We start from the raw sequence: 24,122 nt of genomic DNA on the forward strand, positions 1-24,122 counted from the left end.
GATCCGATGCAGCTCTATTGTGCTCCCGGCACCATCTCCGTGGCCGTTGCCATCGCGCTTCACGAGGCGGGGATCGAGCATGAGAAAGTACAGCTCGACTTTCGCGCCGCCGAACAGACCAGACCCGCCTACCACCAGATCAACCCCAAGGGCCGGGTCCCGGCTCTGGTGGTGCCGGGCGGCGTCCTGACCGAGACCGGGGCGCTGCTGGAGTTCATCGCCGACAGCGCGCCCGACAAGGGGCTGGTCCCCGCCGATCAGCTGTTGCGCGCCCGCATGCGCGAGGTGATGTATTACCTTGCCTCCACCATGCATGTGAACCACGCCCACAAGCTGCGCGGCGCGCGCTGGGCCGACCGCGCCGACAGCTGGGCCGACATGACCGCCAAGGTGCCCGAGACGATGACCGCCTCGGCCACCTATGTCGAGACGAACGGGCTGCGCGGCCCTTTCGTGCTGGGCGAGGCGGTCAGCATCGCCGATTGTTATCTCTACGTGGTAACCGGCTGGCTTGAGGGCGACGGGGTCGATCTGGAGCCCTTCCCGACAATCCGCGCCTTCCGCGCCGCGATGGAGGCGCGCGCCTCGGTCCAGGCCGTCAAGGCCGCCGGTCTGCTTTGAACAAAGGACAAGACATGACGCATCTCTGGGTCCGGGCCGAACAGCGCCCCAACGAGGAACGGGTCGGCCTGACCCCCGATGGCGCTGCCGCCCTGATCGCCGCCGGTCTCCGGGTCACGGTCGAGGAAAGCTCGGTCCGCGCGATTCCGCTGGGCGGCTACCGCGACGCGGGCTGCGAAATTGCGCCCGAGAACAGCTGGCCGGATGCCCCGAGCGACGCCATCATCTTTGGGCTCAAGGAATTGCCCGAGGACGGCACGCCGCTGCCGCATCGCCACATCATGTTCGGCCATGCCTTCAAGGGGCAGCATTCCGGCCGCCGGTTGCTGGAACGGTTCAAGGCCGGGGGCGGCACGCTTTATGACCTGGAATACCTGGTGGACGAGACCGGCCGCCGGGTCGCGGCATTCGGCTATTGGGCGGGTTATGCAGGGGCGGCGGTCACGCTCAAGGCCTGGGCCGCGCAGCAGCAGGGCGGCATCTGCGGCCCGGTGGGCGTCTATGCCAGCAAGGACGCGCTGAACGCAGCACTTGCCGCAGAACTCGACGCCACCGGCGCCCCGCGTCCCCGTGCCATCGTGATCGGCGCGCTGGGCCGGGTCGGCACCGGTGCGGCTGATCTCTGCACCGCGATGGGGGTCGAGGTCACCAAATGGGACATGGCCGAAACCGCCAGCGGCGGGCCGTTCCCCGAGCTCCTCGCTCATGACATCTTTCTCAACTGCATTTTCGCCCGCCCCGGCACGCCGGTCTTTGTGCCGCACGAGGCGCTGAGCGCCCCGCGCGCCCTGACCGCCATCGGCGACGTGGCCTGCGACCCCGACAGCGATTACAACCCGGTGCCGGTCTATGATCGCGCCACCAGCTGGGACGCGCCGGTGCTGCGCGTGGCCGAGGACCCGGTGCTTGACGTGATGGCGATCGACAACCTGCCCTCGATGCTGCCAGTCGAAAGCAGCCAGGACTATGCCGCGCAACTCCTGCCCTCGCTACTGACGCTGACTGACCTGGATGCAGGGGTCTGGGGCCGGGCACGGGCCACATTCCTTGACCATCTGGAGGGGTGATGGAAATCTATCTCGGTTTTCTTGCCGGCACACTGGGCACCATCTGCTGGATCCCGCAGGCCTGGAAAGCCTGGTCCAGCCGCAACACCGCCGGTCTGTCGCTGCCGTCGAACCTGCTGTTTCTGATGACAGTGTCGCTTTGGTTGCTCTATGGGCTGATGGTCGGCGACTTGCCGTTGATCGTCGCCAATGCCTGCGCCGCGGTGATCGTTCTGTCGATCATCACCGCCAAGTTGAAATTCGGATAAGGGAGATACCCTCATGACCATCCATTGGTGTGGCACCGGCCTGTCGGCCATTCCCGGCCTGCGCCGCCTGATCGAGGCGGGCCATCCCGTCACCGTCTGGAACCGGACCGTCGAAAAAGCCCGTGCCGAGCTGGGCGACTTGACCGACGACATCCGCGCCTTCGACATCGACGCATTGGGCGCGGTGCTGGCCAAGGGCGATGTTGTGGTCTCGATGCTGCCGGGCGACTGGCACGTGCCACTGGCCGAACTTGCGATCGCCAAGGGTGCGCATTTCGTCTCGTCGTCGTACATCGCGCCCGAGATGCGCGCGCTGGACGACCGCGCCCGCGCCGCTGGTGTGAGCCTGGTAAACGAGATCGGCCTTGATCCCGGCATCGACCATTTGATGGCGCATGAGCTGGTGGCCGATTACCGCGCCTCTGACGCGTTCGACGCCCAGAACGATCTCAGCTTCATCTCCTATTGCGGTGGTATCCCGAAACACCCCAACCCCTTCCGCTACAAGTTCAGCTGGTCGCCGCTTGGCGTGCTGAAGGCACTGCGCTCGCCCTCGCGCTCGATCCGCGACTATGCCCCTCTGGATGTGACGCGGCCCTGGGATGCGATCAGCAGCTACACCGCGCCGCTGCCCACGCCCGAAAGCTTCGAGGTCTATCCCAACCGCGACTCGCTGCCATTCATGGCACAGTACCATTTCGAGGAGCATTGGCCGGTCAAGGAATTCGTGCGCGGCACCCTGCGGCTGAATGGTTGGGCCGACGCCTGGGGCGATGTGTTTCGTGAAATCGAGACGCTGAAAGGCCCCGAGGGCGACGCGCGGCTCAAGCAGATGTCCGACCAGTTCTGGTCCGAGAACGCCTATGACGAGGGTGAACCGGACCGGGTCGTTCTCTGCGTCGGCCTCAAGGCCGAGAAGGACGGGCGCGAGGTCTGGCACAAATCCTATGTGATGGATGCCTGGGGCGACGCGCGCGGCACTGCCATGGCGCGGCTGGTCTCGATCCCGGTCTCTCTGGCGGTCGAGGCGGTTCTGAACCGGGAAATCCCCGCTGGCGTCCAGGCCGCCTCCAGCGATCCAAAACTGCTGGCGCGCTGGATGGGCGAAGTGGGCAAACTGGCCCAGCACCTGCAAATCGTGGATCATACCAACTGACAAGGGCACCGAACCTGCCCCTTCATTCCGCTGCAAATACTCCGGGGGAGCCTACAAAATTCGACGAATTTTGTAGGCCGGGGGCAGAGCCCCCGCCCCCCTCGGCCAAATCCTACATCAGATCGTTTTCCACATCCTCTGCCGAGATGCCCAGTGCATCCAGCCCGTTTTCCAGATGATCCGACAGATGCGGCGAGCCCAGTAGATAGTCGGCGCAGGGGGTGGTTGCCTCGGCCTTGGCGGTCTCGATCGCCTCCCCCAGTTCCTCGGCCTCGAAACTGCCGCGTCCGATCCACATGATCGCGACCAACTCGGCCTGTTCGTCCTCGCTCATCCGGTCGATAAAGGCGCGCAATTCGCCCTCGGCCCGATCCAGCTCGCGCGCCATCATCGCCACCTGCGCCACCTTGCGTGCGGAAATCTCCAACATTCTGCCAACTCCTGTTCGCGTGTCCTGTTTCCATCAAACAGGCAACGGCCATCGCGTCTTTGATCTTACGCAAACTCGGCCGCGCGCCAGATGGCACGAGAGAATTGTAATAGGCGCCCGATTTCCGGCGACCCCGGCGCAGCTCTTGCGTTAGGTTCGGAACATGACCGATCTGCTCCTGCCCGACGACGACACGCTTTACTCCGCGCTCACGGCGCGCAATCCCGCCTGGGACGGTCGCGCCTATGTTGGCGTTACCTCTACCGGCATCTTCTGTCGGCTGACCTGCCCGGCGCGCAAACCAAAGCGTGAGAATTGTCGCTTCCTGCCCACGGTGGCGGCCTGTCTCGCCGCCGGATACCGCCCTTGCCTGCGGTGCCGCCCGCTGCGGCCCGAGGGTGCGGGCGACCCTTTGGTAGCCCGCCTGCTCACCGCGCTCGAGACCGACCCGACGCGACGCTGGACCGAGGGGGATCTGACCGAGATGGGCCTCGACCCGTCGACCGTTCGGCGCAGTTTCAAGCGGCAGTTCGGCCAGACCTTTCTCGACATGGCGCGGCAGGCACGGTTGCAGGCAGGGCTGACCACGCTGGCAGATGGGGGGCGTGTGATCGATGCGCAAATCGAGGCCGGATACGAGTCGCCCGCCGCCTTTCGCGCGGCCTTTGCACGGCATCTTGGCCTGCCACCGGGCAGCTTTCGCGCCAATGCAATGCTCCGGGCCGACTGGTTCGACACCCCCCTGGGCGTGATGATCGCGGTCAGCGACCGTACCCGGTTGCACCTGCTGGAATTCGCCGATCGCAAGGCCCTGCCAACCGAGCTGAAGCGCCTGCACGCCAGTTGCAAGGGCGATCTGGGCTTTGGTCGATTGCCACCCATCGACCTGGCCCAGGCACAACTGACCGAGTTCCTGGCAGGGCAACGCGCCCGGTTCACCCTGGATCTTGCCCTGCACGGCACGCCCTTTACCCGCAGCGTCTGGCAGGCCTTGCAGACGCTGCCCGCCGGCAGCACAATCTCCTATTCCGAGCTGGCCCGCCGGTTGGGCCGTCCCCAGGCGGTTCGCGCGGTGGCACGCGCCAATGGCGCCAACCAGATCGCTATCGTGATCCCCTGTCACCGCGTTCTGGGCGCGGACGGGGCGCTTACCGGATATGGTGGTGGCCTGTGGCGCAAACAGCGCCTGATCGAGCTTGAACGGGCCTATGCCCAGACCGAAAGGACATGCGCATGAACCAGATCGCCCTTGCCCAATCCTTTGCCGCGATGCACCGGCCCGGGCAACCGCTCATCCTCTACAACGCCTGGGATGCAGGCAGCGCGCGGGCCATTGCCAAGGCGGGTGCGCGCGCCATTGCCACCGGCAGTTGGTCACTGGCGGCCGCTCAGGGCTATGCCGACGGACAGCAGATGCCGCTGGAATTCGCGCTGCAAATCCTGGCGCGGATAACACGAAGCGTCGAATTGCCGGTCAGTTTCGATTTCGAGGCGGGTTTTGCCAGTCGCCCCGGTGATCTGGCCACCAATACGGAACGGGTGATCGCCGCCGGCGCGGTCGGGGTGAATTTCGAGGATCGCGTCATTGGTGAACAGGGCCTGCTGCCCTTGCCCGAGCAGGTCGCGCGCCTGACAACCCTGCGCAAGGCCGCCGAGGCGACCGGGGTTCCGCTCTTCATCAATGCCCGTTCGGACGTGTTCTTTCAGGGCAGCGCGCCCGAGGATCATCCAGCCCTCGTGCAAGAGGCGTTGACCCGCGCGCGCGCTTATGGCGACGCAGGCGCGGACGGGCTGTTCCTGCCCGGACTGGTCACGCCAGACCTGATCGGAGAGATCTGCGCCGCTACCTCGCTGCCCGTCAACATCATGCAGACCGGAAAGGCCCCCGAGCACGCCCGCCTGGCGGGCTTGGGCGTGGCCCGCATCAGCCACGGCCCCGCCCCATGGATCATGGCCATGGCAGAACTGACCCGCGCGGCAGAGGCCGCCTTGACGCTCTAGCTTGGCCAAACGGGCTCAGCCCGAAGCCGGGACCGGTCTTTCGCGCGGATAGTGGTGCATGTTCAGAAAGGCCGCGCCCTCGGGCCCGGCCCGATAGCCATGCGGCAGGTCGGCGGCAAAGCGCAGGCCTTGCCCCGCGCCCAAGGGCACCCAATCTCCTTCGCGCAGAACCTCCAGCGTACCCTGCAAGATGAACACCTCTTCGGTGACACCGGCAGCATGGGCGGCGCTTTGGTGGCATTGATCGGGTTTCAAGGCGACATGAAAGGTCTCGGCCCCCAAGAGCGGGTCAAAGGGAAACACGATCTTGACCTCGATACTGCCGGGAAAGGTCACGGTGCGAAAGAGCCGCGCATCGTTCGGATCCCGCAGCGCGGCAGGGCCGATGAGCGCGCTCAGCGGCATCTGGAACCCTTTGGCGATCTTCCACAGCGTGGCGATGGTCGGGCTCGATTCGCCACGCTCGATCTGTCCCAGCATCGCCTTGCTGACGCCGGTCAGCTCGGCCACCTTGGCAAGGCTCAGTCCCGCCGCGGCCCGCACCTCGCGCAGTTTCAGGGTAATTTCTTCCGGCTGCATGCCTTTTGCCCCGCGAATTCTCTTGTGCGTTATAACGTCCATGCTGTAGCGTACGCTATAACGTCCGCCCCTGGCAAACAAGGGCCTGGCTGGGGCCGGACAAGGCGAAAACCAACCGGCGCCTCCAACCGCGTCCTCAGAGATCAACCGCCCGCTGCGGGCAATAGGGAAACAGCAAGATGCCAATGTACCGATCCAGAACCTCGACCCATGGACGCAACATGGCGGGCGCGCGCGGGCTCTGGCGCGCGACCGGCATGACCGACAGCGATTTCGGCAAGCCGATCATCGCCATCGTCAATTCCTTCACCCAGTTCGTGCCGGGACATGTGCACCTGAAGGACCTGGGCCAGATGGTCGCCCGCGAGGTCGAGGCCGCAGGCGGTGTCGCCAAGGAATTCAACACCATCGCGGTGGATGATGGCATCGCCATGGGTCATGACGGCATGCTCTATTCGCTGCCTTCGCGCGAGGTCATCGCCGACAGCGTCGAATACATGGTCAACGCCCATTGCGCCGACGCGATGGTCTGTATCTCGAACTGCGACAAGATCACGCCCGGCATGCTGATGGCGGCGATGCGGCTCAACATTCCCTGCATCTTTGTCTCGGGCGGGCCGATGGAGGCGGGCAAGATCGACATCGCCGATCTGGAAATGACCAAGATCGACCTGGTCGACGCCATGGTCGCCGCCGCCAATGACAAGTTCACCGACGAACAGGTGCAGCATATCGAGGAAAACGCCTGCCCCACCTGCGGATCCTGTTCGGGCATGTTCACCGCCAACTCGATGAACTGCCTGGCCGAGGCGCTGGGGCTGGCGCTGCCGGGCAATGGCTCGACGCTCGCCACCCATTCGGACCGCAAGGCGCTGTTCCTCGAAGCCGGTCGCCGCATCGTCGAGATCACCAAACGCCATTACGAGGGCGAAGAGAAGGGCCTGCTGCCGCGCGAAATCGCGACGTTCGAGGCGTTTGAAAACGCGATGAGCCTGGATATCGCCATGGGCGGCTCGACCAATACCGTGCTGCACCTTCTGGCCATCGCCCATGAGGGCGAGGTGGATTTCACCATGTCCGACATGGACCGGCTCAGCCGCAAGGTGCCCTGCCTATGCAAGGTCGCGCCCAATACCGCAAACGTCCATATGGAGGATGTGCACCGCGCGGGCGGCATCTTCTCGATCCTGGGAGAGCTGAGCCGCGCCGGGCTGCTGCATGACGGCTGCGGCACGGTACATTCGGCCTCGATGGGCGAGGCAATTGCGAAATGGGATATCAAGGTCGCCAACAACCCCGAGGCCGAGAGCCTGTTCAAGGCCGCGCCCGGCGGCGTGCGTACCACCCAGGCCTTTAGCCAGTCGAACCGTTACAAGGAGCTGGATACCGATCGCGAAAGCGGCGTGATCCGCTCCAAAGAGCATGCCTTCAGCCAGGATGGCGGGCTTGCGGTCCTGTTCGGCAATATCGCCGAGGACGGCTGTATCGTGAAAACCGCCGGTGTGGACGCGTCGATCCTGCAATTCACCGGCACCGCCCATGTCTGCGAGAGCCAGGATGATGCGGTCAACAACATCCTGACCGGCAAGGTCAAGGAAGGCGACGTGGTGGTGATCCGTTATGAGGGGCCGCGCGGCGGACCGGGCATGCAAGAGATGCTCTATCCGACCTCCTATCTGAAGTCGAAGGGGCTGGGCAAAGCCTGCGCGCTGCTGACCGACGGACGCTTCTCGGGCGGCACCTCGGGGCTGTCCATCGGCCACGTCTCGCCAGAGGCGGCCGAGGGAGGCACCATCGGTCTGGTCGAAGATGGTGACCGTATCGAGATCGACATTCCCAACCGCCGCATTCATCTGGCGGTCTCGGACGAGGTTCTGGCCGCGCGCCGCGCCGCGCAAGAGGCCAAGGGCTGGCACCCGGCCAAACCGCGCAAGCGCAAGGTGTCGACCGCGCTCAAGGCCTATGCCAAGCTGACCACCAGCGCCGCCAAGGGCGCGGTGCGTCAGGTCTGATCTGGCTCAAGGGGCGGCTCGGTCCGCCCTGACGGGCATCCTCGCCCGCAAACTGGCGATCCGGGCGCCGCGCCACTAGCGCGGCGCCCGGCCCAACGGGAGGAGATGTTTCGCCAGAATCATCGACGACGGGCGGGAGGGCCCCGTTCTCAGGTTTCCTCCCCTGCCCGAACCCCCGCGATCCCCAAGGCCTCTGCACCCTGCCGCAAGGCGCCTGCGATCAGGCCGGTGCCGGCCATTTCCTCGCCGCCACCCAGTTGCAGCAGCGCAATGTCCCGGCTTGCCTGCGCCGCCACCAGGGGGCGCAACACCGTTTCATGCCCGGCCTCTCCCTGCCGGCGCACATAGACCTCGGGCAGGATCGCCACCCCTGCGCCCGAGGCCGCCATCAGCCGGATACCGTCCAGGCTGGTGCCCTCGTATTCCTCGGACACCACGCCGCCGCACTCTGAGGCCAGCGCATAGACGATGCGCGACAGGCGGTGACCCCGATCAAGCGTCAGGAACATCCGCCCGCGCAGATCATTCGCGCGCACAGGACCCACATCGCGCGCCAGCGCATCATCGCGGGCCACAGCGATCCAGAGCCGCTCGGAAAACAGCCGTGTCTGCACCGTGCCGGGATGATCCTCGGGCGTCGAGATGATCAGATCGAACCGCCCGGCCTTCAGCCCCTGCTCCAGCCATTGGGTGCTTTCCTCACGCACCAGGATACGCAATTCGGGGTGGTTGCGATGCAGGGCGCTGACCACACCGGGTAACAGATAGGGGCCGATCGAGGGCAGCACGCCCAGCCGCAACCGCCCACCAAAGGGAACCCCACCCGACGCAGCGGCGCGCAGGTCCTCCATCTCGCGCAGGATACGTCGGGCGCGGCGGATCAGCTCTGCCCCCTGCGCCGTCGCAACCACGCCCGTACGGCTGCGATGGAACAGCCGCAGGCCAAGCTCGGCCTCGACCTCGGCGATCTGGGCCGAAAGGCTCGGCTGACTGACATTCAGCGCCGACGCAGCAAGGCCGAACCGGCCCAGCCGGTCAACGGCGACGATGTATTCGAGCTGACGCAGAGAGGGGCGCATGACAGATAGCCTAAAACTATGAATACCACTGACATCATGTATTGGCCTTATCCGTGAAGGCAAGCGATGAGACGCGAACGCACGAAACCAAGGACTTCTCATGCCTCTGATCCTCGATAGCCTGACCGTCAATCTCATGACCCCCACCATCCTGTTTTTCGCCCTCGGCCTGATCGCCGCCTTCGCCCGAAGCGACCTGTCGATCCCCGAAGGCGCGGCCAAGCTGATGTCGATCTATCTGCTGATGGCCATCGGCTTCAAAGGCGGTGCCAGCTTGGCGGAGCATGGCATTCACGCCGACCTCTTCGCGGCCATCGGTGCCGGTGTCGCATTGTCCTTTGCGCTGCCCTTTGCCGCCTATCTGCTGTTGCGGGCGATGACCCGGCTCGACCCGATGAACGCCGCCGCCGTGGCGGGGCATTACGGGTCGATCTCGATCGTCACCTTTGTTACCGCCACCAGCCTGCTGGAGCTGGGCGGCTACAGCTACGAGGGCTACATGATCGCGGTGGCCGCCGCGATGGAGGTGCCCGCGATCCTGTCGGCGCTGTGGCTGGCGCATCGGGGCGGCGCCCGGACCGAAGGCACCGATCACCTGTGGCGCGACCTGCTGGCCAATGGGTCCATCGTTCTACTGCTGGGCGCCTTTGTCATCGGCGCGGCCACCGGCGGCGACGGGATGGAGACCATCGCCCCCTTCATCGTCACCCCGTTCACCGGTGTGCTCTGCCTTTTCCTGCTGGACATGGGCCTGTCCGCCGGACGCAGCCTGCTGCGCAACCGGGCGCTGCTGACACCGGGTCTGTTTGCCTTCGGTCTGCTGATGCCGGTCCTGTCCAGTCTTCTGGCACTCGGCCTCGGGCAGCTGATCCCGCTCTCGCCGGGCGGCCTGTTCCTGCTGATGGTGCTGGCGGCCTCGGCCTCGTATATCGCGGTGCCCGCCGCGATGCGGATCGCTCTGCCCCGCGCCGAAAGCGGTGTCTATCTGACGCTTTCGCTGGGGGTGACCTTTCCCTTCAACGTCACGCTGGGCCTGCCGCTTTATTTGTGGCTGGCCGGGGTCAACTGACCCATATCGGGCACCGCTGTTCCGACTTTGGCTGAACAGCGGTGTCCGCCCCGTCAAGGCGGTCACGACCCGCTCGCTTTTCGCATTGGCTATCTCGCAGGACAGCTCTTCGAGGCCATTGTCACAGGACAGCAGACCGTGAACGCAATAGATCGGGCGCCAGCAACCTGCACCGCGGATAGAACCCTGCGCAACTGGGCGGGGTCGTGGTCGACGCCCTATTCGCCCAGCTTGGCGTGCACCTCGTCCAGGTCGATCTCGTCGATTGGCATCTTGTTGGCCGGGTTCTCGAAATCGTATTTGAACAGGTCGAAATCGCGCTTGTAGATTTCATAGACCAGGTGTTTCGACAGATCGTCGAAGTAATCCTCGACCGGATGCAGCCGTTTCGGTCCGTGCCCCTCACTCTCGTTGAAGCGGGGGATCTTGTCGAGCCTGACCTTGTGCGGCGTCTCGATATTATCGAGCACCTCCTGCATGCCGTCGTTGAACGCCTCGGTCCAGAAGATCTTGTCGTAGCGCCCACCGTTGCAGATGAAGGTCGAGATATGGCCCGACATGGCCGACCAGTGAATATCCGGGTCCATCGGCCGCCGCCAGCGGATGGTGTCGCGTGCGAACAGCAGGAACCGGCGGAAACTGGCGATCTGGTCAAACTCCTGTTTGCCGTCCTCGCCACCGACCTCGACACCGTATTTATAGACCAGCATCGGCACCAGATTGCCGCGATAGCGCTTGCCGTTGCGCTGGATGCCGCAGATCTTGTCGAAGAACGAACTGAGGATACGGGTATAGGGATTGCGCACGCAGGTGAAGGAATAGGACCTGTGCGCCTTTACATTGCGGGTGATCGGCCCCTGGCTGGCCTCAAGTGCCCATTTGTGCAACCCGGACTGCGCATCGTGGATGTCGCCATCGAAGAACGCGCCATGATCCGAGTAGTACATGATTTGTCCGATGGTCGAGCAGGCGCATTTCGGCACCACCCGGTAGACCACGCTTTCACTTTCCGTCATCCAAGTGCCGGGAAAACCCATCTGCCTTGCCTCCTTTGCCTGTTCCGCCTTAGTCTGGCTTCAGGCGTCTTTGCGCACCAAAAAATCAAAAAAACTCTGTTTATTCAATCGGCCTTCAACGTTAACAGGGTAGACAACGAGCAGAAACAGGGATTGATCGTTTCCGATATGGCAAAAATCGCCTATATTCTCCTGTGTCACAAGGATCCGGATGCGATCATCATGCAGGCTGAGCGGCTGACCGCCGCTGGCGACTATATGTCGATCCATTTCGACGCCCGCGCGCGCAAGACCGATTTTGCCCGAATCCGTTCGGCGTTGGCCGACAATCCAAACGTCACCTTTGCCCGGCGCCGCATCAAGTGCGGTTGGGGAGAATGGTCTCTGGTGCAGGCGACGTTGAACGCGATCGAGGCCGCGGTCGAGGATTTCCCGCGCGCCACCCATTTCTACATGCTGTCGGGCGACTGCATGGCCATCAAGACCGCCGAATACGCCCACAGCTTTCTGGATGCTGAGGACAAGGATTACATCGAAAGTTTCGACTATTTCGAAAGCGACTGGATCAAGACTGGCTGGAAGGAAGAGCGGTTGATCTATCGCCACTGGTTCAACGAGCGTACCCAGAAACGCCTTTTCTACGCTATGTTCGAGGCGCAGAAACGATTTGGCCTGACCCGCGAGATCCCGAGCGACATCCAGGTCATGATCGGCAGTCAATGGTGGTGCCTACGCCGTCGTACGATCGAATGGATCCTCGATTTCACCCGCGAGCGCAGCGACGTGATGCGGTTTTTTGCTACCACCTGGATACCGGATGAGACCTTTTTCCAGACCTTGGTCCGCCACTTGATCCCGGAACGCGAGATCGATCCACGCACGCTGACCTTTCTGATGTTCTCGGATTACGGGATGCCGGTCAGTTTCTATAACGACCATTACGACCTGCTCTTGAGTCAGGATTTCCTCTTTGCCCGCAAAATCAGCCCCGAGGCAAAGGAGCTGAAGGCGCGGTTGGGCCGTCTCTATGCCACGCATGGTGTTCAATTTCAGATCTCCAACGAAGGGCGCAACCTGTACAAGTTCCTGACAGGGCGCGGTCGTATCGGACGCCGGTTCGCAATGCGGTTCTGGGAGACCGAAAGCACACTGGGCCGCGAGCGCGAATTGATGATCTTGGTTTGCAAGAAGTGGCACGTGGCTAAACGGCTGCTGGAAAAGATCCGACAGGTTACGAACGTGCCGGCGATCGAGTATCTCTTCAACGAAGAAAGCACTCCGCTGCCCGATCTGGGCGGCATACAGGCGACGTTGGAAAAGCGCACTCGCCACCGTCGCGCCCTGATGCGGATGTTGTTTGAATATTTCGAGACCGACCGGCTGGTAATCTGCCTAGACCCGTCGAACCTGGAACTGATGCACGACTTCTTCTCGGACCGTTCGGTGACTCGCATGCTGGAGGTCGACTGCCAGTTCACCGACGACTACCTGATCGGTCACGCCTATCGGGTGGGGCTTGCGGGCGAACGCACGCCCCGGGCGACTCTAGAAAGACTGCTGCCTACCATCCGCAACGAGATGACATACGAGGCCGACCGCATCCGCGATGCCGGCTTTGCCCGATATGGCCGGGTTCACCAGACCTCTACCCCGGAAGAGAACGCCGACAAGGTTGCCGAGTTCCTGTCGATCCCCTGGGATCAGGCGTTGCGGATCACCCAGACCGACCATCTTTTTGCCGATTGAACCATCTCAGCGGATGCTATTGGCAATCTGAAGCTCTCGGACATAGCTGATGATCATTGCAACATCGGCCCGGCTAAGGCCCTGAACCGGAGGCATATCCCCAAACCGCCAGTGATGCGCGCGCACACCTTGAGAAACCGCGCGCTGAAACGCCTCGTCTCCATGATGGGACGGCTCGTAAATCTTGTGTACCAAGGGCGGTGCGACCCCATCCTGCCCCTCTGCGTTGGGACCGTGGCAGACAAGACATTTTGCCTCGTACACCCGGGCACCGATCTGCGCATTCTCTGACAGGCTCTGAGGCAAGGTCACAGACACCAACGCCACCCCTGTATTCGAGGCGACCGGTTCGACCGCCTTTGATCGCGGATACAGGACATATGCCGCCACGGCGACGGCCACGGCCAGACTGATGATGACAGCGCGATTCACTTCATGCTCCCCAAGAACTTTCACCCGCTTCTGAAGGTTCCAGCCGGTGAAAGGTCAAGCATGAAGTTCTATTTCGATTTCCAGCTGTCCAACCAGCGCCGGAACCGCCCCCGACGCTCTTCGATCGCCTCGCCGGCCGCATAGAGGCTGTCTTCGACATCCTCGATCACCGGATCGATGCGCCGCTGCCGGAACCGCCGCCAGCGTACCCAGATCGCCCAGACCAGCGCGGCCAGCAGGATCAGGATGATGATGTTCAGCCAGGGGATCAGGCGGACATCCGGCCCCGCAACCGGCTTGATTGCGACCGCGTTGGGAAAGATCGACAGGAATTCATTACGCCAGCCGTAATGGGTGACCGCTACCCATTCAGGTTTGTCCTTTGACGAAATCGCGTCATTCGCCTCGGTATAGAGATTGGCGGTGTCGAACTTGAAATAGGGCGGCCAGCTCCAGCTGGTATCCTCGTTGCGATAGACACGCGGTCGGCCTTCGGGTGTCACCCCCTGGATGAACTGGACATCACGGTTGATGATCGCCACCGACTGGTCGTCGGGCCGTGACCAGAAGATGCGGGTCCAGTCGTTCAGCTCTTGCCGTTCCTCATAAGTGTTGACGATGCGCACGATGTCGCGCTGCGGCAACGTATAGTGCAGGAAGGCGGCGACGCTGAGCCAGAACAGCCCGATGATCACCCATTTGACATAGCGCATGGCCAGGTCCTCACTTGAAATTCACGATATAGATCAGCACTGCGATCAGCACCCAGGGCACGAAGTAGACCCCCAGGATCAGCTTGCGCCGAAACGATTTGTCATAGGCCCTGAGACCGCGCGCGACAAAGGCTTCCTTGTCGCCGGTCTTGCCCTTTTCCTCCCACCAGCGCGCCAGCTTGCCGCGCCGCACCGCCCGGGAATAGAGCGACAGGCCGATATAGGCGACCGTCTGCACCACCAACAGGACAACGACAAGCCTGAGAAGTCCGAACACGCTATCTCCTCCGTATCGCGCCCCAGGGGCCGACCCGCGCAATCAGACGCTCGTCCAGCCCGGGCGGGCTGTCCTCGCTCTCCATCGCGGGCTCGTGCCCGAACAGCGCCGCGCGGGCGCCCGCTTTGTCCACCTGATACTCTCGTGCGAGGAAATCGGCAACGAAGCTCTTCTTGGCCTCGCTCCAGGTGGCATAGAGCCCATAAAACAGCTCCTTGTGACAGATGAACAGCTGACGGGCATCCAGCGGTGCCAGTTCCGCCAACAGCATGTTGACCAGATCGCGGTCGGGCGTATCCGCCGCCCGCAGACCATAGAAATAGGCCGGATGATCGGCCGAGATACGGGGCCAGTCGCCGCCATTCTCGGCCCAGCGCGCCAGTTGCGCCAGCCCGTGATACTCGTCCGGCAGCCGGTCGGCATGCATCCGCGCCAGCCGCCGCATATCGCCCCGGTCCAGCCCCGCCGGGTTCAGACCGGCGCCCGCGGCGGTGTCGATGACGATGAAATCCATCTTTTGCCGCAGCACCGCCGCCGCATCCATGCCGCGCGCCCGCACGATGGGTTCGGCCAGCTTGTTGTAATCAAGGAACTTGGCAATCCGGTTGCGTTCGCTCAGGTCGAACACGTATTTCACCGGCATCTCTTCGCGCGGCTTTTCCCCCGCGCAGATCATCGCCGGGTGCTGCACATCGGGGAACAGGTAGAGCCCGCCGAAATGCGCCGTCCAGAAATTGCGCTGCTCATGCGCCTTGTGGCTCAGATGCACGGGATTGCGGCTGATATCGCCGGTCTGTTTCGAGATGCCGATCATCTCGGCAATCAGCACATCGTCGAACCAGGCGTCGTTTTCGGTCTTGAACCGTTCGATCATCGCCGCCAGCTTGTCGGCGTTTTTCAGCGTGCCGCCGACGGTGTCGGCCTCGATCTCGATCTTGCGCAGGGTGAAAAGGTCGGCGGGCGCGCGCAGCTTGAAGACCGAGTTCACCAGTTCCCCCGCCACCGCATCGGTGGCGGTCAGCGCAAACAGCTGCGCCTCGTTCGCCTCGATGAAGTCGCGCAGGATCGGGCGCGAGGTCGAGAATTTGACATTCAACAGCGGCGCGCGCTTCTGCTCGGGCGTCAGCAGGATGAACTGCCGGTTGACCCCATTGGGGTTGAGGTAGAGCGGATCGCCCAACTCGTCCCCGATCTCAGGCGAATAGCCCGAGATGTCGATATGGAAATCGCTAAGCGCCGTGGTCTTGCCCGCCAGATGCTGGAGCGCGCGATTATACCGCTCCACCAGCGCCGGGCTGGAGATATGGACGAGATTGCCGAACATCAGGCCGGATTGGATGAGGCGGATCATGATATTTGCCTTTCCGCAGGACGGCAGCGATGCGCCCGGCCCGAGGGTGGGTGCGGTACGCGCCCGCCCTGGGGGGCGGGTCGGGCGCGTCGCGGCTTCGCCGCGTGGATCACCACCAATCTGCTCACCCCTTCCCCTCCAAATACCGCTTCTTCGCCTCTTCCATCCGCCCCATCTCGCGCACCATGCCGTCGATGGCCACCTCGTCGGACTTGTCGGCATAACGGAACTCGGAATCCGCATAGCGGTTGATCTCTTGCACCACCATCTCGACCGTGATGGGCTGGCGCAGCTCCTCGATCATCGCCAATTTTGCGTCATAGTCGCGAAACAGGAACAGGTCGGGGTTCTCCATCCATTCGTCGGGCAATTCGAAATCCATCGCCCGCACCTTGACCGCGTCGGTGATGTTCTTGATCGCCCGGCCGGTGAAGCGTTCGTCGGCCTCCTGTATCCCCTTCAGATAGGTTCCCAGCTTGGCGATGGTGTCGAGCGGGCCGACCTGCGCCCCCACCCTCTCCCACACCTGCGCCAGACCGGCCTCTTGCGGGCGGCCATGGGCGGCAAAACTGGCGGCCACCGCGCGCTTGATCTCTTGCGCGGCATATAGGTCATGCGCGCCCAGCGGGATGTCGTGGCGCTTGCCCAGCAGCAGGGCCAGGATGTCGATGTAATCCTCGCGCGTCTGCGGCCCGTCGACCAGGAACCGCGCTCCCGCCCGCTGGCGCAGGGCGTCGTCGACATTCTCGGGATAGTTCGAGAACATGCCAAAGGTGCAATTGCCGCGCACCACGGTATTGGCGCCAGCGAATGCCTCCATGAACACCGCCGTCACCTCCTGCTGGCCCGCGCTCGACTGGCGGTCGCCGCGCTTGCCCGCGATCTGGTCGATATCGTCGATGGTGCCGAACCCGATCACGCCGGGGTCGAGCACGCTCTGGACAAAGGCCTTGGCATTCTGGCCCGACTTGCCCTGATAGCTGTCGATATTGTCGATGCCGAAGTTCTGATAGCGGAACGGATAGCCCGCGTTGCGGCAGTATTCGTCGATCAGCCCCGCCATCATCTGGATCAGCGTCGTCTTGCCGGTGCCCGGCTTGCCATCGCCCATGAAGGTGAAGATGAAGCCGCCCAGTTCCGCAAAGGGGTTCAGGCGGCGCTCGAAATCATAGGCCATCAGCATCTTGGCCAGCTTCATGGCCTGGTATTTGGCGATATGGTTGCCGACCACCTCGTTCGGTTTCTTGAACGTCATGGTCAGTTTGGTCGAGCGCGCCTTGGCCGCGGGCGTAAAGCCGCGCAGGGTGAGATCATCGGCCTCGACATGCCAGGCGGCCCCGGTGAAGGGCCCCAGATGCCCGGCGCCTTGTGCGCGCGCGGCGGCCTTGGCCATCAGCTGTTCGGCAAAACCGGCGGTGGTGGCGATCAGCTGTGCGTCGTCACCCGCGAACTGCTCCAGCTTCTGGTCCAGATCCCACAGCGCCCCGTGCAGCGCCACTTGCGCATTGTCGGTCAGAAACTCCTCGACCTCGCCCACCTCGACCGAGGTGGCGCCCAGATGCGGCGACAACAGATAGGCCAGGGCATTGCCGAACACATGGGAGACTACCAGCGCCTCGGCGGTCAGCAATTCGGTGAACTCGCCCTTGCGCGCCACTGGCAGGTCGCCCGCCAGATTGGCGCGTTTCAGATCGCCCAGCGGCGTGCGCTCGCCATAGCCCTCGCCCATGGCCAATGCGATCGCCAGCGCCCGGCGGATCGCCTGCTCCACGGTGGCCTGTAGCGGCGAAACCAGCGTGTCGCCGTCATCCGCCGCCTCGATCCGTTCGCGCAGATGCACCCCGTCGGGTCGGGTGGTGCGCCGCGTCACCAGACCGGGGGTGGTCGAGCGGAACCGTCGCGCCGCGGGGATGCCCGGCGAGCGCTCCTCCGCCCTGGCGGGCGTCCTCGCCTGCGCCACGCGCGGCGCATGATCGAACCCGTCCAGCAATGCGGTCGCCGCCGGGTAATGCGCGCGGATCGTCTCTTCGCGCAGCTCCATCTGGTCGGATGTCAGGCTCATGTCGCAGTGCCCCTGTCTTCACTTTGCTCAAAATACTCCCGCCGGAGGCTTGGCCCGGCAGGGCCAATCAATATCGCAGAACCTGCCCACCCTCGCTCACCACGAATTTGCGCACATCGGCAAAACCCGGCGGATTGCGTTCGGCCAGCACCTGGAACGGGCGTTGCGGCAGGATGATCGAGCGGCTGGTGCGCGTGGCCCCGGTCTCGGCCCCCTGCCCGCCAAACGGGTCGAGGGCAAAGACCTCGCGCTCGACCGTGCCGAACCAGCCCGCGCGTTCCTCACGTACGTCCTCGCTTTCCAGCTCCTCGCTGGTCCAGGCCAGCGCCCAGTCCTGCCCGGCAGGGGCCTGCGCGTCCTCCAGCACCGCACGCAGCGGGCCGGACTGTTCGGTATAGGCCGAGGAATACATTGGCCCCACGTGTATGCGGCGCAGATTCTTGGGGTGCAGGTCGTCGAAATCCTCGTCAAACCCCTTGGCGATGGTCAACAGCTTCAGCCCGGCCAGCGACTGCGCCATCAGATGCGCCTGTACCTCGGGCCAGCGGCGGCTGTCCTTGGGCAGCGCCTGTTTGCCGGTATCCTCCAGCCGCATCAGATAGATCACCGGCAGGTTGATCTGGCTGTCATAGACCGCCCAATGCAGCAGGAACCGGCGCCGCTCGCCCTCGGTCGCGATCCAGTGGCATTCGGGGTCGTTCCGCACCCAGAACAGCTGCCCCCTGGCCAGTTCCTCGTAATAGAGCCGCTGCGACAGGGCGAATTGCAGCTTGGTCGGGATCTCGCGACTGCCGAGGATGGTCTGGACCATCTCGTCCTTCAGCGCCGCCTCGGAGGGCATGTTGGCCAGATGGCTGGCCGCCTGCTGGGCATCGTTGGCCATGGTCATCAACTCGGCCGCCACCGGAAAACCGCTGTCGCGCTTGTCCATGTTGAGCGAGCCAAAAAACCGCCCCGTGTCGCGCCCGACCAGCAGGTATTTCATGCTCAGCGCCCTAAATGTGAACAGCAATCCCGAGATATAGCGCGAGACGATCCGCACCTCATCCCGGCTGATCACGCCCTCGGCCTCCATGTTGGCGGCCACCCGCAGCAGATGGGTGGTGATCACCTCGAACTTGCGGAAATACCGGCGCGAGGCGAAGGTGTCGGTCAGGCCGACGTGATCGTGGGCGGGGTCGGCCAAGATCAGCCCCCGTAGAGGTTCTTGTCGTGCTTCTCGACGATCGCGGCGAACCGGCGGGCAAAGCGCTCATCGGCCTTGGCCTTTTTCTCCAGCACGTCGCGGGCAAAGACCATGTGATCCTCGTGCGCCTCAAGCATGTCGGCCATTTTCTGGTTGGTCGCGGTGCCGATGGCGGCCATGGCGGTCTGCGCCTCCTGGTCGGTCTGCACGCCGATTTCGTTGATACGGTGGGCCACATCCTGCTGCTGCGCGGTCTTCAGCGATTTGGTCAGCGCGTCATAGAGCACCACGCGCTGTTGCGTGTCCGTTTGCAGCTTGTTGATCAGCACCATCTGGGTTGCGGCCTGATTTTGCAGACTGTCCACCCAGGTCTTGCCCTTTTCGATGTAGCGCTCCAGCGTCTGGCTCTTCGCCAGTTTCACCTGCTCGTCGCGTACCTTGGCGTTATAGGCCTTGTTCAGCTCGGCCAGTTCGGTTTCCAGCTTGGTGCGCGCGGCAGCGTCCTGTTCGACGCTGATCTTGTTTTCCAGCGCGATGATCTGCGGATCCATGGCAAGGATTTCGGCCCGCACCGCTTCCAGTTCCTGCACGGTGAATTCGCGGTCGTCCAGCGTGCCGGTCAGGTTGGTTTCCACCTTGGTGCGCTGCTCTTCGAGCACCGCCAACTGCCCTTCGAGCAGCTTGACGATCACATCCGACTTGGCGATCAGATCCTGCAACTTGTCGTCGATATTGGCGGTGCGCATCCGCTCTTGCCGCATCGATTCCGATTTGCCGCTGGAGAAGATGCCGACAAAGCTCTCCCACCCGGTTTTCGAGCGCATCTCGTCGAAATCCTTGGAAAAGGCCGATGTCACATCATCGAGCCCCATGATCAGCTCGGCGATATTGGCATTCATCACCTCGGTATGGGCGTGCACATCCTCAAGGGTGGCGTTCTCGATGTCGATATCGGCCTCGGCGGTGCCGATCTTGGCGCGCGCCGCCTCGATCCGGCTGGTGACACCTTCGATCTGGGCCTGGCTCTCGCGCACCTTGCGCTGCGTTTCCAGGATCATTGCCTCGAATGCGGTATCGGACATGGCTTTATCCTTTTAGGTCAAATACATCTGATAGATAGGCTATGTAATGAGGATTTACATCCCCCTATAGGCCGGGATTGGAAAAACTGTGGCAAACTCGGACGCAAAAAGAAAGCCGGTTGAATCTGCCTTGTCGACGGCCGCACCTCGGGCGATGCTCCGCTGCGAACCATTCAGAGGAAGGCAGGCAATGAGCAGCTATTACCAACCGGTGACCCCCGAGGGTGCGGGTGAGACCGAGCGCCCCGCACCCGAAAAGGTGCTGTCGGGCGATCCGGTCTTTACCACCTGGAACCTCGAAGAGCGTGACGGGCTCTATTGCGGCATCTGGCGCGCGACGCCTGGCAAATGGCGCATCTCTTACGATGAATGGGAGTATTGCCGCATCCTGTCAGGCCATTCGATACTGACCGATGCCGAGGGCACCGAGATCACGCTGCGCGCCGGGGACAGTTTCATTCTGCGCCCCGGGTTCTCCGGTACGTGGGAGGTGATCGAGACCACCACCAAGGATTACGTGATCCGGTTGTGACGCGCGATACCCCGCCCCCGTCAGGGGGCGAAGATTTTTCGGCGAAAAATCTCGCCTGCCTCAGCCGACGACGTTGAATTCCGGCCCGTAGGGATAGCCGGTGATGTTCTCGTTGCCGTCCTCGGTGATCACAAGGATATCGTGTTCACGATATCCGCCTGCGCCGGGCTGGTCATTGGCGATGGTCAGCATCGGTTCCATCGAGATCACCATGCCCGGCTCAAGCACAGTGTCGATATCCTCGCGCAGCTCCAGACCCGCCTCGCGCCCATAGTAATGGCTGAGCACGCCAAAGCTGTGACCATAGCCAAAGGTGCGGTATTGCAGCAGGTCACGCTCGGCAAAGAAATCGTTGATCTTGTGGGTGACCTCGGCACAGCTCGCCCCCGGTTTCAGCAGCGACATGCCATATTCATGAGCTGCGACATTGGCCTCCCAGATCTTGAGGCTCGCCGGGTCCACTTCCTGCACGAACATGGTGCGTTCCAGCGCCGTGTAATAACCCGAGATCATCGGAAAGGTGTTGAGCGACAGGATATCGCCCCGTTCCAGCACCCGGCCCGTCACCGGGTTATGCGCACCATCGGTGTTGAGCCCCGACTGGAACCAGACCCAGGTGTCGCGGTATTCGGCATCGGGGAACCGCTTGGCAATCTCCAGTTCCATCGCGTCGCGCCCGGCCATGGCCACGTCGATCTCGCGCACCCCGGCCTTGACCGCCTCGCGGATGGCATAGCCGCCCACATCGGCCACCTGCGCGCCTTGCCGGATCAATGCGATCTCGGCCGGCGATTTCATCATCCGCTGGCGCATGGTGGTGTCGAAAAGGTCGACGGTTTTCGACGGCGCCAGGAAGCTGTCGAGCTTGCCCTTCTGCAACAGGCTCAGGTGGTCGCTTTCATAGCCGATCACCCGTCCCTCTCCGGTCACCGAACGGATCGCGCGCCAGTAGTTGTCGCGCTGCCAGTCGGTATAGGTGATGTTGTCGCCATGGCAGCGGCGCCAGGGCTGGCCCGCGTCGATACCCGCACTGATCGTCACGCTTTCGCTCGGGGTGACCACCAGTGCATAGGGCCGCCCGAAGGCGCAATAGAGAAAGCCCGAGTAATAGGCGATGTTGTGCATCGAGGTGAACACGGCGGCCTCGGCGCCCAGCGCCTCCATCCGGGCGCGCAACCCGGCCAGACGCGCCTCGTATTCCGCGGCCTCGAAAGGCAGCTTGGCTTCGGTTCCGTTGTGATAGCGATAGAATTCCGGACGCGACAAATCAGCGGTCATGGTTGACCCTCCTTTGCAGAAAGGTCCCGGCGTTCAGGACGGGGAGTGGGCGCATGCCGCGCGGCATGAGGCGACGCCATCGCCAGAGCCCGCGCGGACATTGGCGCAAGCCCCCGAGTCGATCAAGTGGGAGTTTTCCCAAGTCTTGACCGATAATTTGATCAAATCTGGATTGATTCCGCCCCACGAGTGGACATAGACAAGAGGCGACACACCTGATTGGGTGCACCCGAGACATTCTAGGCGGAGACTCAGCCATGCTGGACGCAATGACCGATCTGAAATCGCTCCTCAAGAACCCGGAGCTGCTGGCGACCAAGGCCTATATCGGCGGCCAATGGGTCGATGGCGACAACGGCACCTTTGCCGTGACCAACCCCGCGCGCGGCGACGTGATCGCCGAGGTCGCGGACCTGAGCCGGGCCCAGGTGGCAGGCGCCATCGTCCAGGCAGAGGCGGCGCAAAAGGAATGGGCCAAATACACGGGCAAGGAACGCGCCGCGATCCTGCGGCGCTGGTACGACCTGATGATGGCCAATGCCGAGGATCTGGGCCGCATCCTGACCGCCGAACAGGGCAAGCCCCTGACCGAGGCGGTGGGTGAGATCGCCTATGGTGCATCCTTCATCGAGTTCTTTGCCGAAGAGGCCAAGCGCATCTATGGCGAAACCATTCCCGGCCACCAGCGCGACAAGCGGATCACCGTGCTGAAACAGCCGATCGGGGTGGCCGCGTCGATCACGCCGTGGAACTTCCCCAATGCGATGATCACCCGCAAGGCTGGCCCGGCGCTGGCGGCGGGCTGCGCCTTTGTTGCGCGGCCTGCGGCGGAAACCCCATTGTCGGCGCTGGTTCTGGCGGTGCTGGCCGAACAGGCAGGCGTCCCGGCGGGCGTGTTCAACGTGGTGCCCTCGTCGCGCGCCAGCGAGATCGGCAAGGAGTTCTGCGAGAACCCCGGCGTGCGCAAGCTAACCTTTACCGGCTCGACCGAGGTGGGTCGCATCCTGCTGAAACAGGCCGCTGACCAGGTGATGAAATGCTCGATGGAACTGGGTGGCAACGCGCCCTTCATCGTGTTCGACGATGCCGATCTGGATGCTGCCGTCGAAGGGGCGATGCTGTGCAAGTTCCGCAACAACGGCCAGACCTGCGTCTGTGCCAACCGGATCTATGTGCAGGCGGGCGTCTATGACGCCTTTGCCGAGAAACTCGCCGCCGCCGTGGCCAAGCTGAATGTCGGCGACGGGCTGAATGACGGGGTGACCACCGGCCCGCTGATCAATGCCGAGGCGGTTGAAAAGGTGCTGGAACATCTGGGAGATGTCACCGCCAAGGGCGGCGCGGTCCTGACCGGCGGCAAACCGCACGCGTTGGGCGGCACCTTCTTTGAACCGACCGTGGTAACGGGCGTCACGCAAGAGATGAAGGTCGCCAAGGAAGAGACCTTTGGCCCCTTGGCGCCGCTCTTCAAATTCGACACGGTGGACGAGGTGATCCATATGGCGAATGACACCATCTTTGGCCTTGCCGCCTATTTCTATGCCAAGGATCTGAGCCGGGTCTACAAGGTGGCCGAGGCGCTGGAATATGGCATCGTCGGCGTCAATACCGGCATCATCTCGACCGAGGTCGCGCCCTTTGGCGGCATCAAGCAATCGGGCCTGGGCCGCGAAGGCAGCCATCACGGGATCGAGGACTATCTGGAGATGAAATACATCTGCATGTCGGTCTGACCGGGGTCAGGCGGGCGCGGCCAGCATCTCCATCAGCTGCGCCACCGCCTCGTTCCAGGCGGCTGTTTCCTCGGGCGACAACGCGTCCCCCATCACATCGGACAAGGCGGTCTGCAAAGCGCGGGCCGCCTTTTTCAGGTCGGCATGGTTCAGATTGAACCGCGCATGCGACCGGGCCAGACCGCGCCCCAGAAGCTGGAAACTCTTCGCGTCGCTCATGCCGCGAACTGTGGCGGCCAGCATCGAGGCGAACATTTCCTTTTGCGCCGGAAAATCGCCTTTGAACAGCCTCCGGGAGTCGGGCAGTTCCCGGAAAAGATGGTGATAGAACCGTTCGGTCAGTTCCGCTTTGCGCGCGAATACCCGGGCAAAACTGGAATGTACCAGCCGGATCTGATCGTCTGTCATGCCACCTCACCATGCTTTACCGCCCGTCATCGGCGAGTATGGAG

24 protein-coding genes are annotated in these 24,122 nt (G+C 63.2%); 11 read left to right on the top strand and 13 right to left on the bottom strand.

Translation table 11 applies throughout. From position 1 onward, the window contains the following. The first annotated feature begins 6 nt into the window (after positions 1-6). From MB818_RS06945 to MB818_RS06960, 4 genes are read left to right on the top strand one after another with little or no spacing between them, the layout of a single operon-like run. Entirely contained in the window at positions 7-621 is a 615-nt protein-coding gene (locus MB818_RS06945; RefSeq protein ID WP_238904547.1) for a glutathione S-transferase family protein, read from the top strand. A 14-nt stretch (positions 622-635) separates the two neighbouring features. Continuing rightward, a complete protein-coding gene (locus MB818_RS06950) occupies positions 636-1,688 on the top strand; it encodes a saccharopine dehydrogenase (RefSeq protein WP_238904550.1) in 1,053 nt (350 codons plus the stop codon). Then, positions 1,688-1,936, top strand: a complete 249-nt coding sequence (locus tag MB818_RS06955) for a SemiSWEET family sugar transporter (RefSeq protein WP_234144326.1) — start codon at positions 1,688-1,690, stop codon at positions 1,934-1,936. Before MB818_RS06950 ends, MB818_RS06955 begins: the two co-directional genes overlap by 1 nt. A 13-nt stretch (positions 1,937-1,949) precedes the next feature. Then, a complete protein-coding gene (locus MB818_RS06960; RefSeq protein WP_234176715.1) occupies positions 1,950-3,092 on the top strand; it encodes a saccharopine dehydrogenase family protein in 1,143 nt (380 codons plus the stop codon). A gap of 112 nt (positions 3,093-3,204) precedes the next feature. Here the strand turns inward: MB818_RS06960 and MB818_RS06965 are convergent, their stop codons facing one another. Continuing rightward, positions 3,205-3,522, bottom strand: coding sequence for a DUF3775 domain-containing protein (locus MB818_RS06965; RefSeq protein ID WP_234138692.1), 318 nt, complete (start codon positions 3,520-3,522; stop codon positions 3,205-3,207). A 163-nt stretch (positions 3,523-3,685) separates the two neighbouring features. Between MB818_RS06965 and MB818_RS06970 the strand changes: the two genes are divergently transcribed. After that, on the top strand, positions 3,686-4,759 hold the full coding sequence (locus MB818_RS06970) for a bifunctional transcriptional activator/DNA repair enzyme AdaA (protein ID WP_234163121.1): 1,074 nt from the start codon (positions 3,686-3,688) through the stop codon (positions 4,757-4,759). Then, positions 4,756-5,523, top strand: a complete 768-nt coding sequence (locus tag MB818_RS06975) for an isocitrate lyase/PEP mutase family protein (RefSeq protein WP_238904552.1) — start codon at positions 4,756-4,758, stop codon at positions 5,521-5,523. The genes MB818_RS06970 and MB818_RS06975 overlap by 4 nt, the downstream gene beginning before the upstream one ends. 15 nt (positions 5,524-5,538) lie before the next feature. Here MB818_RS06975 and MB818_RS06980 read toward each other — a convergent pair whose 3' ends face one another. Next, positions 5,539-6,102, bottom strand: a complete 564-nt coding sequence (locus MB818_RS06980) for a helix-turn-helix domain-containing protein (protein WP_234163123.1) — start codon at positions 6,100-6,102, stop codon at positions 5,539-5,541. 179 nt (positions 6,103-6,281) lie between these two features. On the opposite strand from MB818_RS06980, the gene ilvD reads away from it, so the two are divergent. Further along, entirely contained in the window at positions 6,282-8,114 is a 1,833-nt protein-coding gene (gene ilvD, locus MB818_RS06985; protein ID WP_238904555.1) for a dihydroxy-acid dehydratase, read from the top strand. Between the two features lie 149 nt (positions 8,115-8,263). Here the strand turns inward: ilvD and MB818_RS06990 are convergent, their stop codons facing one another. Further along, positions 8,264-9,193 carry a hydrogen peroxide-inducible genes activator gene (locus tag MB818_RS06990; protein WP_238904558.1) on the bottom strand — a complete coding sequence of 310 codons (930 nt, stop codon included), beginning with the start codon at positions 9,191-9,193 and terminating at the stop codon, positions 8,264-8,266. Positions 9,194-9,293: 100 nt separating this feature from the next. Here MB818_RS06990 and MB818_RS06995 point away from each other — a divergent pair, with 100 nt between their 5' ends. Further along, a complete protein-coding gene (locus MB818_RS06995; RefSeq protein ID WP_234138684.1) occupies positions 9,294-10,262 on the top strand; it encodes a sodium-dependent bicarbonate transport family permease in 969 nt (322 codons plus the stop codon). 218 nt (positions 10,263-10,480) lie between these two features. Here MB818_RS06995 and MB818_RS07000 read toward each other — a convergent pair whose 3' ends face one another. Then, a complete protein-coding gene (locus tag MB818_RS07000) occupies positions 10,481-11,299 on the bottom strand; it encodes a sulfotransferase family protein (RefSeq protein WP_234138681.1) in 819 nt (272 codons plus the stop codon). Between the two features lie 147 nt (positions 11,300-11,446). On the opposite strand from MB818_RS07000, the gene MB818_RS07005 reads away from it, so the two are divergent. Continuing rightward, the gene (locus tag MB818_RS07005) at positions 11,447-13,024 is read left to right on the top strand and encodes a DUF5928 domain-containing protein (protein ID WP_234176720.1); all 1,578 of its coding nucleotides are present in this window, start codon (positions 11,447-11,449) and stop codon (positions 13,022-13,024) included. Positions 13,025-13,030: 6 nt separating this feature from the next. Here MB818_RS07005 and MB818_RS07010 read toward each other — a convergent pair whose 3' ends face one another. The 7 genes from MB818_RS07010 to MB818_RS07040 all read right to left on the bottom strand — a co-directional run bounded on the left by MB818_RS07010 (position 13,031) and on the right by MB818_RS07040 (position 20,127). Next, the gene (locus MB818_RS07010) at positions 13,031-13,399 is read right to left on the bottom strand and encodes a c-type cytochrome (RefSeq protein WP_238904694.1); all 369 of its coding nucleotides are present in this window, start codon (positions 13,397-13,399) and stop codon (positions 13,031-13,033) included. Between the two features lie 125 nt (positions 13,400-13,524). Further along, positions 13,525-14,169, bottom strand: coding sequence for a DUF1523 family protein (locus MB818_RS07015; protein ID WP_234138671.1), 645 nt, complete (start codon positions 14,167-14,169; stop codon positions 13,525-13,527). A gap of 10 nt (positions 14,170-14,179) precedes the next feature. Further along, on the bottom strand, positions 14,180-14,446 hold the full coding sequence (locus MB818_RS07020) for a hypothetical protein (protein ID WP_234144335.1): 267 nt from the start codon (positions 14,444-14,446) through the stop codon (positions 14,180-14,182). 1 nt (position 14,447) lies between these two features. Next, positions 14,448-15,797 carry a DUF6638 family protein gene (locus MB818_RS07025; protein WP_238904561.1) on the bottom strand — a complete coding sequence of 450 codons (1,350 nt, stop codon included), beginning with the start codon at positions 15,795-15,797 and terminating at the stop codon, positions 14,448-14,450. Between the two features lie 124 nt (positions 15,798-15,921). Then, complete coding sequence (locus tag MB818_RS07030; protein WP_238904564.1) at positions 15,922-17,859, bottom strand: AAA family ATPase; 1,938 nt, start codon at positions 17,857-17,859, stop codon at positions 15,922-15,924. A 67-nt stretch (positions 17,860-17,926) separates the two neighbouring features. Beyond that, entirely contained in the window at positions 17,927-19,045 is a 1,119-nt protein-coding gene (locus MB818_RS07035; protein WP_238904566.1) for a hypothetical protein, read from the bottom strand. A 2-nt stretch (positions 19,046-19,047) separates the two neighbouring features. After that, on the bottom strand, positions 19,048-20,127 hold the full coding sequence (locus MB818_RS07040; protein ID WP_234138648.1) for a coiled-coil domain-containing protein: 1,080 nt from the start codon (positions 20,125-20,127) through the stop codon (positions 19,048-19,050). Positions 20,128-20,317: 190 nt separating this feature from the next. On the opposite strand from MB818_RS07040, the gene MB818_RS07045 reads away from it, so the two are divergent. Then, positions 20,318-20,659 carry a cupin domain-containing protein gene (locus MB818_RS07045; RefSeq protein WP_234138645.1) on the top strand — a complete coding sequence of 114 codons (342 nt, stop codon included), beginning with the start codon at positions 20,318-20,320 and terminating at the stop codon, positions 20,657-20,659. 60 nt (positions 20,660-20,719) lie between these two features. Here MB818_RS07045 and MB818_RS07050 read toward each other — a convergent pair whose 3' ends face one another. Continuing rightward, positions 20,720-21,937, bottom strand: coding sequence for an aminopeptidase P family protein (locus MB818_RS07050; RefSeq protein ID WP_238904569.1), 1,218 nt, complete (start codon positions 21,935-21,937; stop codon positions 20,720-20,722). Between the two features lie 257 nt (positions 21,938-22,194). On the opposite strand from MB818_RS07050, the gene MB818_RS07055 reads away from it, so the two are divergent. Beyond that, positions 22,195-23,670 carry an NAD-dependent succinate-semialdehyde dehydrogenase gene (locus MB818_RS07055; protein ID WP_238904571.1) on the top strand — a complete coding sequence of 492 codons (1,476 nt, stop codon included), beginning with the start codon at positions 22,195-22,197 and terminating at the stop codon, positions 23,668-23,670. 6 nt (positions 23,671-23,676) lie between these two features. Here MB818_RS07055 and MB818_RS07060 read toward each other — a convergent pair whose 3' ends face one another. Continuing rightward, positions 23,677-24,078 carry a globin domain-containing protein gene (locus tag MB818_RS07060; RefSeq protein WP_234163129.1) on the bottom strand — a complete coding sequence of 134 codons (402 nt, stop codon included), beginning with the start codon at positions 24,076-24,078 and terminating at the stop codon, positions 23,677-23,679. Positions 24,079-24,122: the final 44 nt, after the last annotated feature.

Source organism: Ruegeria alba (assembly GCF_022321465.1).
GTDB classification, from domain to species: Bacteria; Pseudomonadota; Alphaproteobacteria; order Rhodobacterales; family Rhodobacteraceae; genus Ruegeria_B; species Ruegeria_B alba.